This is a genomic window from Thermovenabulum sp., assembly GCF_049723235.1.
Classification (GTDB): Bacteria; Bacillota; Thermosediminibacteria; order Thermosediminibacterales; family Thermosediminibacteraceae; genus Thermovenabulum.
In genome coordinates this window covers 62,765-76,564 of record NZ_JBNARB010000001.1, presented here as the reverse complement: position 1 = coordinate 76,564, position 13,800 = coordinate 62,765, and the positions used below count along the sequence as shown (strand labels likewise).

The following is a 13,800-nucleotide window of genomic DNA, read 5'->3' as shown; positions in this document are numbered from 1 at the left end:
GCCCCAGGCTTTAAGCCTGGGGCAGGTTTCACTTGTCCAGTTTTATAAACAAAATAAGTATTTTTCTGTATTTTATTTTCTGATTTTTCATATTTTTTAAATTAATAAGTTAAAGTAATAAGGAGGGGTTAACATGATATCCCTTACACCGGATACCCCGGAAAAATCTACTAACGGTTCGATAATTTACAATAAATGGACCCAATTAATATTAGCAATGACGGGCATGATAATGATCGCAAACCTTCAATACGCATGGACACTATTTGTACCAGAACTTCAAAAAGGATTCAATGCCTCTCGAGCAGCCGTACAGCTTGCGTTCTCCCTCTTTATTGCGCTGGAAAGCTGGGGGCAACCCATTGCAGGCTTTTTTATAGATCAATATAGCCCTCGACTGCTTCTTACCATTGCCTCATTTATGGTTGGGATCGGCTGGACTGCAATGGGTCTTGTAAAAACCTTAAACGGCCTATACATCGCTTACAGTTTGGCCGGTATCGGTGCTGCGTTTATATACAGCGGTGCCGTAGCTGCCGGTGTGCGCTGGTTTGAACCTTCCCGCCGCGGACTCGCTTCAGGACTGGTATCCGCAGCCTTCGGTTCAGGAGCAGCCCTTTTTATTCCCTTCATTGCCTCAGCTTTAAAAAATCAAGGTTATAAAATGGCTTTTGTCTCAACGGGCATCTCTCAAAGCATTTTAATAATAGTAGCGGCCCAATTAATGAGGGTTCCTTCGAAAAAAGATTCGGGCGCAGGTAAATCCGCCGGCACCCAGCAGCATCAGTTCACTACTGTGGAAATGTTCAAAACTCTGCATTTCTGGTTAATTTATATAATGTTCCTCTTTATAGTAACCGGCGGTATGGTGGTAACCGCTCAAACCAAGCCCTTCGGACAGGATGCGGGAATCCCGGCTAATATAATAGTGCTGGCGGCTACCATCAACACCATAGCCAACGGAGCAGGAAGGATTTTCTGGGGAATCGTTTCCGACAAATTAGGACGATATCAGACTATGTTTCTTGCCTTTACTTTAAACGGCCTTGCAATGGCTTTAGTACCTTACTTAGGTAAAAATCCTTTTATGTTTGTATTTCTGTTTGCCATGATAATGTTTACATGGGGTGAACTTTATGCATTATTCCCTGCGGTAAATGCCGATATTTTTGGAACAAAATACGCCGCTACTAACTACGGTTTTATGTACAGTGCAAAAGGAGTGGGGGGCATCATCGGCAGTTTCGTTGCGGCACTGGTAGCACAGCTCAGCGGCTGGTCCCCCGTTTTCTTCACCGGTGCCCTAATGTCTATTTTGGCAGGTTGTGGCGCCCTCGTGCTCCTTCGTATGCCAAAACCCGTGCCCCCCGACAAAAAAGTGACTATATGAAATAGCTTAATTAAAAGCTTAATAATATAAAAACCTGCATTTTTGCAGGTTTTTTTCTTTCTATGGCGCGCCTAGAGGGAATCGAACCCCCGCAAAACCCGGCTCCGGAGGCCGGTGCTCTATCCGCTGAGCTATAGGCGCGTTTTATTTAATTATAACATAAACAATTATTTTTCCACAAGAAAAATGGTCTAATCCTCAGAGGTAATTTTATACATGAAATAGGCAAAAAGCAGGATAAAGGGTGTCATAAGCTGAGTCATTGTTAAAAATCCTATTCCCCATCGCGTATTGACATAATGCACAAGATAAAGGGGATTATCCCTGACCGTCTCTTCAAACACAGCCCGCAGCAATTGATGATACCAGATAAAAGACCAGAACTGATAACCCTTTTTTAGATTTTTCTTTTCCAGATATAAAAACCTTATTAGCAGTATTAGCCCAATAGAGGAACCCACGAGCTGCGCAGGCCATCTTCCAAAGGAAAACTCGGTCATCCTTCCCAGGACTTCCTGGTTAAAGATATTCCCTATTCTAACTATTATATAGCCAAACGAAAGCCCCAGTACCGTTAAATCTGCCATTTCATTTGGATTGACGTTATTTCTCCTGCAATACCACCAACCGCTTAAAAACCCTCCGAGGAGCGCACCGTGCCACGAAAGTCCACCTTCCCATATCTTTACCACCTGCAGGGGTTCTTTTATAAACCATTCGGGATAATTTGTAAGGACAAACATAAGCCTTGCCCCGATAATTCCCGAAAGGATTACTAACATCGCAAGGTTTAATATAAAGTCCTCATCTATACCCCTGCTTTTCCCTTTAACGTATAAATAATAGGTGCCCACCAGAAAGGATATCGCCATAAATATTCCGTACCAATGTACTGCTATTGGTCCAATTTTAAAAGCATAAGGACTTAAATCAAGAAGCATAATTGCAACCTCCAGTGATAATTTATTTTTTTAGATTGAAATAGGTTCCTATGGACTTAACCACAACTTTATCCCCTCTAATTAAATCACATTCCGCTACGCAGATGTTTTCTCCTTCTTTAATTACCTTTCCCCTTGCCAAAATTTTATCGTTCAAATTCACCGGGAAAAGATAGTTGATTTTCATTTCTACGGTTGTGGGTATCTTCCCAAGGCTCCTTACCGCAAAGCCCATTGCCGTATCGCAAAGGGCAGCAGTTGACCCACCATGAACAATGCCAAGGGCATTGAGCATTTCTTTTCCGGGATTATATTCTATTACTATTTCTCCCTTTCCAATCTCAACAATCCTGTAACCCATCAAGTTTATAAAAGGGGAGGATAAGAAGTTTTCTATTATTTCCCGGAATATTTCATCTTCAAGTCCCTTATTTATTACTTCCACAAAAGTCACCTCTTGTTTACTTTATTATTTTTATTTTACCATAATCTCTTATAGGGTTTAAATTTAAATTAGATTTTAACAATTATATGAAAAATATCATAACAATTTACAAAAAACTTTTCAATCTAATAAAATTAATAAACACCGCAATTAGTATAAATACTAATGCGGTGTTGGCATATACCTTTTGATTGTATTACCAGAAAAAGCCTATTGTCAATGTATACTATCAAAAATTTTTCTAAGCTTTTTCCACAAACAACTTCACAATTTCAGGATCGAATTGAAGGGAGGGTATTTTCTCAAATTCTGCAGAATAATCTTTCTATCCTTTCCTTTTCCGATATAATCCTCTTTTCCACCGGGTCATAGGGATAAAGAGCGCCATTGTACATCTTGGTAGCAAGAGTGCCTTTTGCCGCTTTATTTCCCTTCAGGTGAGGAGCATCCAGAATCCCAATTTTTATAGCCTCGGCGATGCAGTCCGGAGAAGAAAGGGGGTCTTCCACGCCTTTCCCCAATTCCTTAATGGCATCGATTATCAGCATCGCATCCTCTTTCAATCTTTCTTTCCTGTCAATTACTTCTTTATCCTTTTCAAAATCGGGCATACCCAGGAAGGAGTTTTTTATTATCTGCCTGGCTATTTTACAGCTTTCTATTATCTCTTCAGCCCCGGCAGCATGATGTGCCTCACAGTATCCTACCACATGGTAAATATGGGGTTTTAAAGCCATGGAAATATAAGCCGAATAGGCGAGCTGCCCTTTTGCCATTAAAAGGTCCGAGGGGAAACTTGCAAGACCGGCTCTTACCTGTCGGTAAACTCTGAAATTGGCGTCCTCCAATTCCCTTACGAGTTCAATTTTTGCAAGCATTTTGGCAATATCCATTTTTGGTGAAAGGGTAGGTGGAACATTAAACATGAATTGACCAATAAAATCTTTAACCCCGGCCTTCTTGGCATTGTACGCTGCAAGGTAAAAGGCCGCTACTCCCACTGCATCATGTGCATCCCTCAAACTCCAGTGGTGCGCTTCATTTACTTCTACCGGTATACCCCTTTCACCGTGCCATTTCATGGCTTGCTGATTTTCATAAATAGCATCCCGTACGCTCCTCGGGCCCCTTCCGTCCAGTTCGCTGTACCAGCAAAGAGGTATGGCAGCCCAGGCGTTGTTTATCGTTTCTTTTAAAAGCTCGGCAAATTTTATTAAATTGCTGGTACCGCTGTAGCAGCGAAGCAGAGGGAAGTTCCCCCTCTGAGCTGCCTCATACATTTTGATAAAATCCTCTTTCTTTCTCACCGGTACGCCTCCCGCGCCATCCAATCGTTTATCCATCTTTTCCGGTTCAAAGAAAAAGCTCTGCGCATTTTGATCCGGGGCTATGGAAATAACATCCAGAACCTTTGATTCTGCAATTTTTTTAATAGCTTCCACGGTATCCTCTACGCTGGGAAGCCCTAAATGATGCCTTATAATAGGATAGGGGTACTTGGAATTAATTCTTGAAATTAAATACCCCGGATAGTATTCAAATTCCTCTTTCTCATTACCCCTTAAAAAGGCAATTACTTCATCCAAATCCTCGGTACCGTCAAAAACTTTGTAAAAAATTCCCGATTCCTTTGCCACCAGTGCTGCCGGTTCATTCCCGCCAAAAATCCATTTTATGTCCCTTAAACCCTCTTTCTCTATTTTTTCCTTCAATTCCTTTAAAATATTATTGAGTGGTTCCGGAGTTAAACGAAAACTCACACCGACATAATCGGGCTTTTTAATTTTAACCTCTTTTAACAGCTCATCCACCGATAAGGTCAATCCCAAAAATTCCGTATCGTATCCTTCCTGTTCAGCAATGGATAAAAAGTTCATGACCCCTGCCACGTGCACGCAATTCCCAATGGTGCACGCCACTATTTTCCTTTTCATCAAGCGACCACCCCCTCTTCCAGAGATTTTTTGAGAATATACCCTTTTTGAGCGAAAAGATGGATTTCAGCAGGTGTTAGCCCTGCTAAACCCAATTTTTCAGAGGTTCTTCCTTCTTTCCAGAAATTAACACCGGTCATCATGCAGGCAAGACCTATTATTGTATCGATTGCAGGAGTTTCCACTCCCAATTGTTTACCCAGCGAAGAAATGGGAACGAGGCTATAAGGCACATCCTCATAGATATATCTTGTATTTAATCCCTTCGGTGCCGTAAGTCCCTTGTATGCTGTATTATTTTGAATGGCTTCGTAAAGGGTATCTCCCGTAGCCCCGTAAGACTCGAATAACCATTCTATAGCAGAAAGGGTTTTAACTCCAAGAGCTTTTGCAACCCTCATTCGTTCCTCATCAAGTCTTTCCAGCATTTTACCAATGGTAGGAGTGATGCCTTCCAGGTAATACTCAAAAGGCTGGCATCTTTCAATATGACCGCTGTTTAAAAGAGTAGGCGCCGGGTGAAAAATTGCCCCGAAGTTGTTTAAACTGGTCTCTAAGACATCCGCCGCTCTTTTGAATTGAGGGAAGGCATCGGAAATTGTCCTAATAACTTTTTCGGTTTTTTCCGATGGTATGGCAGCCAGCTTTACCTCATTTTTTACACTGAAAATTTTCACTCTGTTGCCGGATAAGGCCCTGCAGGCATAAATGAAGGTCTGAGCTTCTGCAACGATTACACCCTCATCCGCTTCATGTTTCTTTAATATTTCAAGGACCTCAAAGGCTCCGCAGGTTCTTCCCGGATTCAAAATTATTATCTGCCCCTTTTGCAAATACGGAGCCATCAAAACAGCTAACTCCTTATGAGCCGTGGCCGGGGTGGTCACCATAATTACATCAACCCCCTCTATGGCCTCTTTTATATCGCTCGTAACCCTGTAGAGCCTTCCTTCACCTTCGTAAGCTCCCGTCAGGTAAATTACCGGATCTTTTATAAGGTCCACCAATTTGTCATGGGACCTGTTGTAAAGGCTTACCTTATAGCCTTTAAGCCCTAAATAACCTGCCATTGCAAGCCCACCGTTACCCGCTCCTATAACCGCATAGGAAATCGCTTTTCTTTTCATCGATTACCCCCCTCTTTCTTTTTTTGGCAAATAAAATAAGCTATGGAGGTCCATAGCTTGTTTTCATTAGACAAAAGTACTCACAAGCCATTACCTCCCTCTACCACGCTTACGAGGTTAGCTGACGGGTTCGGGTCGTGAGGTGACCCTACCCCTTCTTACTCAAAAATCAATTCAGAAGGGGATTCACCCCAAAAATTGGGTCCCCCGTTTCCTTCTGCTTGAATCTGCAGAAGGAATTCAGCGTTCCAAAGGATAATAGCCCAGAAAAAATGTTAAATTGTAAAATTAATTATACATAAAATACCGGCTTTTGTCAACAATATATTCTAAAAAATTTTTATTTTTTTCTAATAATTTTATAATATTCCGAAAAAGCTTTATTACTGTTAAAATTATTTATAGTTAATTTATAATTAATTCCAATGACAAATATTCATAAATTTTTTTGTCTATTAAAATTAATTCAGGGATTGCCCTTTTCCAGTTCAATCAGATATTTTTTTATGTTCAAGCCCCCTCCATATCCTACCAGCTCTCCCCTTTTACCTATTACCCTGTGGCATGGAACTACAATGGGTATGGGATTTTTATTGTTGGCCTGCCCTACCGCCCTTGCACCTTCAGGAATACCAATATTTTCTGCAATATCCTTATAGGATCTTAATTCTCCGTAGGGTATTTTTAAAAGCTCTTCCCAAACCTTTTTTTGGAATTCGGTGCCAAGAAGGAGAAGAGGTAAATCAAATTTTTTTAGACTTTTTTTAAAATAAAGGTAAAGCTCCTCCTTTGCTCTTTTTATTACCCCATCGTCTTTATTTATAAAGGAAGGAGAAAGAAAATATTTGCCGAAAAATCCTTCGTCAAAATCTTCTCCTTCAAAGGAGATTTTTACGATATATTCTCCTGAAGAAAAAATGGTCAATTGCCCTACAGGGGAATCGAAATAATCATAATATATTTTCATAACCCTTCTCCTTTATATTTTTTATACTTTCCGCCGCCCAAATCAAAGGGAAGCAAGGTAAATTGAGTAGATATCTTCGTATTTTAAGTGCCCCGGAGTGGTGGATAAATTGTGGGTCATGTGTTCTTCCACATGTCTTGCCAGAGTTTCAATATCCTCCTTTTTCACTCCAAAATAGCCGATGCTTTTAGGGAGATTCAGTTTATCTATTATCTCAACGATCCATTCTATAACCCTTTTTGCCTTTTCTTCCTCGGAAAGAAAATCATCGATATTAAAAATTGGAGCCAAGGAGGCTAATTTTTTTGTCACATGGGGTTTTATATATTTTAAGAAGGGTACCGCAATAGGGCACAGCCCTTCTCCGTGATTTGCTCCGAAGAAACTGCTTAAAGGATGTTCCATTGCGTGCAGGGCGCAAACTCCGGAAATTCCAATGGAAATCCCCGCAAGGGTGCTTGCAAGGGCCATATTAGCCCTTTTTTCTATATCGTCCCCGTTTTTATATGCGTCTTCGATATTTTTCACGATTAACTCAATGGCTTTTAAAGAATACATCTCGGTGAAAGGCTGACACCGAAGGCCGATAAAAGATTCCAGTGCATGGAAGAAAGCATCCATACCCGTAAAAGCGGTGATTCTCTTCGGTAAGGTTACTGTGAGTTCGGGATCGATTATGGATACCTTAGAGTAAATGTGGGGGCTTCTCAATCCTTTTTTCACCCCATTTTTAGTGTTGGTCATTACGGCAATGTTATTTCCCTCGCTTCCCGTTCCCGAGGTTGTAGGAATTAAAATCAACGGGGCTGCTTCCTTTGTGGATTTCTTGCCTTCAAAGTATTCTTCCAGTTCTCCTTCATTTTTTATCCTCAGGGCTATTCCCTTGGCGGTATCCATAGCGCTTCCTCCGCCCAATCCTATTATAACCTGGGCGGAAAAATCTAAAACAAAAGCCGCCGCCTCTTCAATATCTTCAAAAGTCGGATTGGATACCACCCTATCGTAAATTTCCCAGCTTATACCTTCCCGCCTGAGGCTCTCCGTTATCTTGTCCAGTGCTCCCGAATTTTTTGCACTGGATTTTCCAGTTACAATTAAAGCTTTTTTACCATATTCCTTTGCATAAATCCCCACTTCTTTAACTTTTCCGGTTCCAAAGATCAACCTTGAAGGGAAAAAATACTGGAAGTCCATTTTCATATCTTTGCCCTCCACTTTATAAGTTTTCCTTTACAGTAATAGTAATTCAAGGCAAACATCATAAACGACCCTACCAGTGCAAGGTAAAAAGTATATACCCATATGGTTTCCACACTGTTATTTCTTAAAAACTTACCAGCTATATAAGGGCTTAAAGTATGCCCAGAGCCCATTATAATCTGCATCACGGAATTAAACCTTCCCCTGTGGGAAACCGGCGAATTTTCCGCTATAAAAGCCCTGTTATTAACAGCATCAATTATTTCGCCCATCGTCCATATAAATGTTGAAATAAAAAACATCCAAGGCACTCTCGCAAAAAAATTGAGTCCGAATCCAAACGCAAAAAGCATACCCGCTATTCCCACACAAAATAGACTCGGGTATCTTTCGGTAAACGAATTTATAAGCGGTGTAAAAATTACCACCGTAAAGGCATTCAGGGCCATCACCATGCCGTATAATTTGGCTCCTTCGGAATTAAAAAGCTGATTTAAATGAATCGGCAAAGCAAAAGCGCATTGATTGTAAACCAGGCTGAATATTATGTAGATAAAACCAAAGGCTAAGAGAACGGGCCTTTTCATCAAAGCTTTTAAAGTGCTGCCTTCCTCATAGCTTTCTTTCGGTGAAAGTTTTAGCATTTTTAAATCTTCTTTTTTTGGCAGGGTTTCCTCTACAAAAAAGTATATTAATATCATTGCTATAATTGTGGTTATTGCATTCCCGAGAAAAAGCAGTTTGGTATAGTTTTTATAAAGAAAACCGGCAATCATGGAACCCAAGGCAAAGCCAAAATTTACTCCCAGATAGCTCAACGAAAAGGCCGTTTTTCTCAGATCCTCCTTAGAAATATCGGTGATCATGGAATTAAAACCGGGACTGGCTATTGATAGGGAAAGGCTGGAAGCTAAAAGAAGGTATATAATAAGCCGGGGTTTTTCTATAAAAGCGCAGATAATCAAGCAAAGGGCGGAAATCAGGTGAAAAATAATCATAATTCTCTTTCTTCCCAGGGTGTCCACAAGCCTTCCGCCAATGAGCGAACCCGGAACAATTATAAAAGTAACCAGAGATACTATAAAACCCGTATAATCTTTTGAAAATCCGTATTTATCCGTTAATAAAAAAGTTAAAAAAGGCCTGACAAAATTTCCGAAGGAATTAATCATGAAAGCAAAAATTATTACGTATAATGGCCTGGGTAAATTTGTATATTCCTTTATCAAAATCTTTCCCCCTCCCCGCAAAAACCATTATAACACAATATAATAATGGATATCGATATTTTTATTACAAAATGTAAAAAATTTACTGCATAAAAAAAGAATCCCCTTTAATAGAGGGATTCTTTGAGTATATTTTTTACTGATTTAAAACTTATGCTATAATCTTTTCCAGGAACATCTTAGTCCTCTCGTGACGGGGATTTTTAAAGATCTCCTCCACTTTCCCCTGTTCCAGTATAACCCCCTTATCCATAAATACGATATTATCGGCAATCTCCTTTGCAAATCCCATCTCGTGGGTAACAATTATCATAGTCATTCCTTCTCCGGCCAGGTCCCTTATTACATTTAGCACTTCTCCAACCAGCTCGGGGTCCAGGGCCGAGGTGGGCTCGTCAAAAAGCATTAATTTTGGTTCCATAGCAAGAGCCCGGGCAATTGCCACCCTCTGTTTTTGTCCTCCGGAAAGACGCGAAGGATACTCATCCTTTTTTTCTTCAAGTCCCACTTTTTTCAGTAAACTCAGGGCAATTTTTTCAGCATCTTTTTTATCCATCCTTTTAACAGTAACCAGACCTTCCATCACATTTTGGAGGGCGGTCATATGCGGGAAAAGATTAAAATGCTGAAATACCAGCCCAATATCCTGCTGCATTTTTCTAAAATTCCTGTCCTTTTCCATAAGTTTACAGCCGTTAAAGTATATTTCCCCTTTTTCATACCTTTCCAGCCCTTTAATACACCTTAAAAGTGTGCTTTTCCCGGAACCGCTGGGTCCTATAACAGCAACCACTTCTCCTTTTTTTACATTCAAATTAATATCATTTAAGACCTTCAACTTCCCAAAGGATTTATAAAGCCTCTTTATTTCAAGCACCGCATTATTCATATACGGACATTCTCCTCTCAACCCTTCCGAAAATCAAGGTAAAAAGCGTTGTCAATACGAGGTAAAGTATACCCGCAGTTAAAAATACTTCCACTGGTCTGAAAGAGTTTGAATACATTTGCAGGGCCGCCCTCATTAAGTCCGTCATAGCTATGGAAGAAACCAACGAAGAATCTTTTAATAGTGCAATAAATTCGTTTCCCATGGGTGGAATTATCCTCTTAAAAGCCTGAGGAAGGATTATCCTTCTCATAGCCTGGGAATACGTCATACCGAGAGCTTTAGCTGCTTCCATCTGCCCTTTATCAATGGATTCAATGCCCGCACGGATTATTTCGGCTATATACGCCGCAGAATTAAGGCTCATTCCGCATACTGCCGACAAAAAAGGAGAAAGGTTAATGCCAAAAAAGGGCAGGCCGTAATAGATTGCAAAAAGCTGAAGTAAAAGTGGAGTTCCTCTAATGACGTAAATGTAAAAAGAGGAAACTTCCTTGATTATACTATTCTTAGATATTTTCATTAAAGAAAGTACTAAACCCCAGGCGGTACCAAGAACCACCGATATAACCGTAAGCTCAATTGTAACAATTGCCCCTTTCGTAAGAACGGGAACAAGAGAAAGCATATACCTGGCATCCATTTTGTATTTTTTTCCCCTTTTGTTTTATTTAGATTTTTATCATTTTCCACGTCTTAATTTAATTCTTCAATTTTTTCTTAATTCTTTTCAGTTATTCGAATTTGATCTCCTCAAAGACCGATATATCTTCACCAAACCATTTTTGAGAAATCTTTGCCATGGTTCCGTCCTCTTTCATTTCCTTTAAAACCTTAGTAATCGCCTCTCTAAGCGCCTTGTCCTGCTTCCTGAAGGCAATCCCTACGGGCTCCTTTACAAGAGGGAACAGCACCTTGAACTGCCCCGGCCTTTTGGTCATATAGTACCTCCCTACCAGTTCATCCACCACAATTGCATCCACCCTTTTATTTGCCAGATCTAAAAAGGCCTCCGTGAACTTGGAATACTTTTTCAGCTCTTTTATGCCCTCAAGGGTCTTTGCCGCTTCTTCGCTGGTACTGCCCAGCTGTGTTCCCACCACCTTGCCTTTAAGGTCGTCCTTTGTTTTAATGGATTCTTCATCTCCTCTTACAACTATTACCTGGGATTCATTTAGATAAGCAGGACTGAAATCCACCTGCTGTGCCCTCTCTTTCGTCATGCTCATACCGGACCAGATAATATCAAATTTTCCGGAATTTAAAGCTAAGATTACCCCGTTCCAGTCCGTAGGAATCCATTCCACCTGGATTCCCAGTCTTTTTGCCGCCTCAGCCGCCAGGTCAATATCGTATCCCACCAAATTGTTTTTTTCATCCCTGAACTCCAAAGGCGGAAAGGCATCATCTATACCAATGGTAATCTTACCGGTTTTTTTAATTCTTTCCCAGGAGTCGTCGGTTTCTCCGGATGCATCGCCCTTGTTGCTATTATTTGACGGCTGAACCATATTGTTTGATTTGCTCGAGCATGCGCTCAATGTTAGAATAAAAAATAAAATCAATATAACGGCAATTGTTTTTTTAAAAAATACTTTCATCCCTCTTCCTCCTCATTTTTGGTCTGAATATATTATACTTTAATTTGTTAAATTAGTAAATAATGAAATTGATAATTTTTTTTACTAAATGCATAAAAAAATTCTCTCAAAGTATTATAATTTAGTCATAAAGTAATAAATATTATATATAAAGCGATGGTAAAGGGGAGAATTTGAATGGAGAAAATGAAGGTTGGGATTATTTTCGGTGGAGAATCAGCAGAGCATGAAATTTCTCTGATGTCGGCAAGCTCTATAATAAAAGTTATAGATAAGGAGAAGTTTGATATTTTGAAAATCGGTATTACCAAAGAAGGAAAATGGCATCTTTATTTTGGAGAAGTGGAAAATATTGAAAACGGTGAATGGATTAAAAAGTCCATACCGGCTTTTATTTCTCCGGATCCCGGACGGAAATTCCTGATTACGCTGGAAAATGGTATTGAAACCCGTTACCCCGTAGATGTGTTTTTCCCCGTCCTTCACGGTCCCAGGGGAGAGGATGGCACAATACAGAGTATTTTTGAGCTTATGAATGTACCTTATGTTAGCTGTGGAGTCACTTCTTCTGCCCTTTGCATGGATAAGGTATTTACTAAAAAAATATTAAAACACGAAGGGCTTCCGGTAGCGGACTTCAAGGTTTATTACAAAAAAGACCTGCCTTTAAAAGTACATACAATTGTCAGGGAAGTAGAAGAAGCCCTTGGATTTCCCTGCTTCGTAAAACCTGCCAATCTGGGTTCCAGTATCGGTATTACAAAAGCCCATAACAGCGATCAATTAAAGGATGCCCTATTTTTAGCCGGCGAATACGATACCAAAATTATTGTAGAAAAATTTATCCCTGCAAGGGAAATAGAAGTTTCGGTGCTGGGAAATGAGGATCCGGTTGCTTCTTTACCGGGGGAAATTATACCCAGCAATGAGTTTTACGATTATACGGCAAAGTACTTCGATGGCGGCAAATCAAAACTATTAATTCCCGCTCCTTTAGCAAAAGAAGAAACCGAAAAGGTAATGAGCCTTGCGGTAAAGGCCTTCAAGGCTTTGGATTGCTCGGGCATGGCCCGGGTGGATTTCCTTTACAGCAAGTTGGACGGAATATTTTATATCAATGAATTAAACACCATCCCCGGATTCACCAAAATTAGTATGTATCCCAAATTATGGGAAATTTCCGGGATCCCCTATAAGGAACTTATAGAAAGGCTGATAGAACTTGCCTTTGAAAAACACCGGCAAAAACAAGCGCTTAAACTCTATTAAAAAAAGCAGTAGCTTTTTGCTACTGCTTTTTTTTAGTAAAACCTAATTTTTCAGAAATCCTTTCAGCACAGTTTTTAACAAGTTTTGAAAGTTCCTCAATCCTGTCCTGGGTAATGGAAAATTTGGGTCCCGAAATGCTCACCGCAGCTACGACGCTTCCGGTATAATCAAAAATCGGAGCAGCTATACACCTTATTCCTTCTTCATTCTCTTCATTGTCAAAGGCAAAACCCCGTCTTCTTACTTTTTCCAGTTCTTCCCTCAACCTTTCTGGGTCCACCAAGGTGTTCGGTGTAAAGGCAGGTAATCCCCTTTTTATTATTTTCTCCTTTTCTTCTTCCGAAAGATGCGACAGAATTGCTTTACCTACCGCCGAAGCATGCATTGGAATAGTTTTCCCTATCTGCGAGTGCATCCTGATGGTTTTTTTGCTGTCAATCTTATCTATATAAACCGCTTCCTTTTTGTTGTATATCACGAGATGTACCGTTTCCCCTGTAATATCCGCTAACTCCTTAATGGAATCCTTGGCCTGATCTCGAATATCCATGTGATCGAGGAACCTTCCGGCTAACTGAAGAATTTTTATCCCCAGCTTATATTTATCCGTCTTTTCGTCCTTTTCGACGTAATTTAGTATTTCCAGATCCCTTAAAAATCTGTGTACAGTGCTCTTATGAAGGGAGGTTATCCTGGAAATTTCCGTTACGCCCAGCCCCTCTTTTTCTTCCGATAATATTTCTAAAATTTTAAACGCCCTCTCCAGCGACTGAACCCTTAGCTCTTTATCCATATAATACCCCTATCT

At 40.2% G+C, this 13,800-nt stretch carries 13 protein-coding genes, 1 tRNA gene and 1 riboswitch; of the genes, 2 read left to right on the top strand and 12 right to left on the bottom strand.

Features of this window, described 5'->3' with window-relative positions; all coding sequences use genetic code 11:
- Nucleotides 1-133: 133 nt before the first annotated feature.
- On the top strand, nt 134-1,390 hold the full coding sequence (oxlT, locus tag ACPLOV_RS00380; RefSeq protein WP_424910266.1) for an oxalate/formate MFS antiporter: 1,257 nt from the start codon (nt 134-136) through the stop codon (nt 1,388-1,390).
- Nucleotides 1,391-1,453: 63 nt separating this feature from the next.
- Here oxlT and ACPLOV_RS00375 read toward each other — a convergent pair.
- The 11 genes from ACPLOV_RS00375 to ACPLOV_RS00325 all read right to left on the bottom strand — a co-directional run bounded on the left by ACPLOV_RS00375 (nt 1,454) and on the right by ACPLOV_RS00325 (nt 11,723).
- A tRNA-Arg gene (locus ACPLOV_RS00375) sits at nt 1,454-1,531 on the bottom strand.
- Between the two features lie 50 nt (nt 1,532-1,581).
- Nucleotides 1,582-2,334 (bottom strand): prolipoprotein diacylglyceryl transferase, encoded by a 753-nt coding sequence (locus ACPLOV_RS00370; RefSeq protein ID WP_424910343.1) that lies wholly within the window; start codon nt 2,332-2,334, stop codon nt 1,582-1,584.
- A gap of 19 nt (nt 2,335-2,353) precedes the next feature.
- Entirely contained in the window at nt 2,354-2,776 is a 423-nt protein-coding gene (locus ACPLOV_RS00365; protein ID WP_424910265.1) for a PaaI family thioesterase, read from the bottom strand.
- A 302-nt stretch (nt 2,777-3,078) separates the two neighbouring features.
- Nucleotides 3,079-4,710: a cobalamin B12-binding domain-containing protein gene (locus tag ACPLOV_RS00360; RefSeq protein ID WP_424910264.1), complete on the bottom strand. Its 1,632-nt coding sequence runs from the start codon at nt 4,708-4,710 to the stop codon at nt 3,079-3,081.
- Complete coding sequence (locus ACPLOV_RS00355) at nt 4,710-5,837, bottom strand: NAD/NADP octopine/nopaline dehydrogenase family protein (protein WP_424908495.1); 1,128 nt, start codon at nt 5,835-5,837, stop codon at nt 4,710-4,712. The genes ACPLOV_RS00360 and ACPLOV_RS00355 overlap by 1 nt, the downstream gene beginning before the upstream one ends.
- 91 nt (nt 5,838-5,928) lie before the next feature.
- Nucleotides 5,929-6,093, bottom strand: a riboswitch (cyclic di-AMP (ydaO/yuaA leader).
- Nucleotides 6,094-6,303: 210 nt separating this feature from the next.
- On the bottom strand, nt 6,304-6,804 hold the full coding sequence (locus tag ACPLOV_RS00350; protein ID WP_424910263.1) for a methylated-DNA--[protein]-cysteine S-methyltransferase: 501 nt from the start codon (nt 6,802-6,804) through the stop codon (nt 6,304-6,306).
- A gap of 42 nt (nt 6,805-6,846) precedes the next feature.
- The gene (locus tag ACPLOV_RS00345) at nt 6,847-8,004 is read right to left on the bottom strand and encodes an iron-containing alcohol dehydrogenase (RefSeq protein ID WP_424910262.1); all 1,158 of its coding nucleotides are present in this window, start codon (nt 8,002-8,004) and stop codon (nt 6,847-6,849) included.
- Nucleotides 8,001-9,233 carry an MFS transporter gene (locus ACPLOV_RS00340; protein WP_424908492.1) on the bottom strand — a complete coding sequence of 411 codons (1,233 nt, stop codon included), beginning with the start codon at nt 9,231-9,233 and terminating at the stop codon, nt 8,001-8,003. The genes ACPLOV_RS00345 and ACPLOV_RS00340 overlap by 4 nt, the downstream gene beginning before the upstream one ends.
- Before the next feature lie 151 nt (nt 9,234-9,384).
- Nucleotides 9,385-10,110, bottom strand: a complete 726-nt coding sequence (locus ACPLOV_RS00335; protein WP_424908504.1) for an amino acid ABC transporter ATP-binding protein — start codon at nt 10,108-10,110, stop codon at nt 9,385-9,387.
- Nucleotides 10,111-10,114: 4 nt separating this feature from the next.
- The gene (locus tag ACPLOV_RS00330) at nt 10,115-10,765 is read right to left on the bottom strand and encodes an amino acid ABC transporter permease (protein WP_424908491.1); all 651 of its coding nucleotides are present in this window, start codon (nt 10,763-10,765) and stop codon (nt 10,115-10,117) included.
- 91 nt (nt 10,766-10,856) lie between these two features.
- A complete protein-coding gene (locus ACPLOV_RS00325) occupies nt 10,857-11,723 on the bottom strand; it encodes an amino acid ABC transporter substrate-binding protein (protein WP_424908490.1) in 867 nt (288 codons plus the stop codon).
- A gap of 177 nt (nt 11,724-11,900) precedes the next feature.
- Between ACPLOV_RS00325 and ACPLOV_RS00320 the strand changes: the two genes are divergently transcribed.
- A complete protein-coding gene (locus tag ACPLOV_RS00320) occupies nt 11,901-12,992 on the top strand; it encodes a D-alanine--D-alanine ligase family protein (RefSeq protein ID WP_424908489.1) in 1,092 nt (363 codons plus the stop codon).
- 19 nt (nt 12,993-13,011) lie between these two features.
- On the opposite strand, the gene ACPLOV_RS00315 is transcribed toward ACPLOV_RS00320, so the two are convergent.
- Complete coding sequence (locus ACPLOV_RS00315) at nt 13,012-13,785, bottom strand: IclR family transcriptional regulator (protein WP_424910261.1); 774 nt, start codon at nt 13,783-13,785, stop codon at nt 13,012-13,014.
- Nucleotides 13,786-13,800 lie beyond the last annotated feature (15 nt).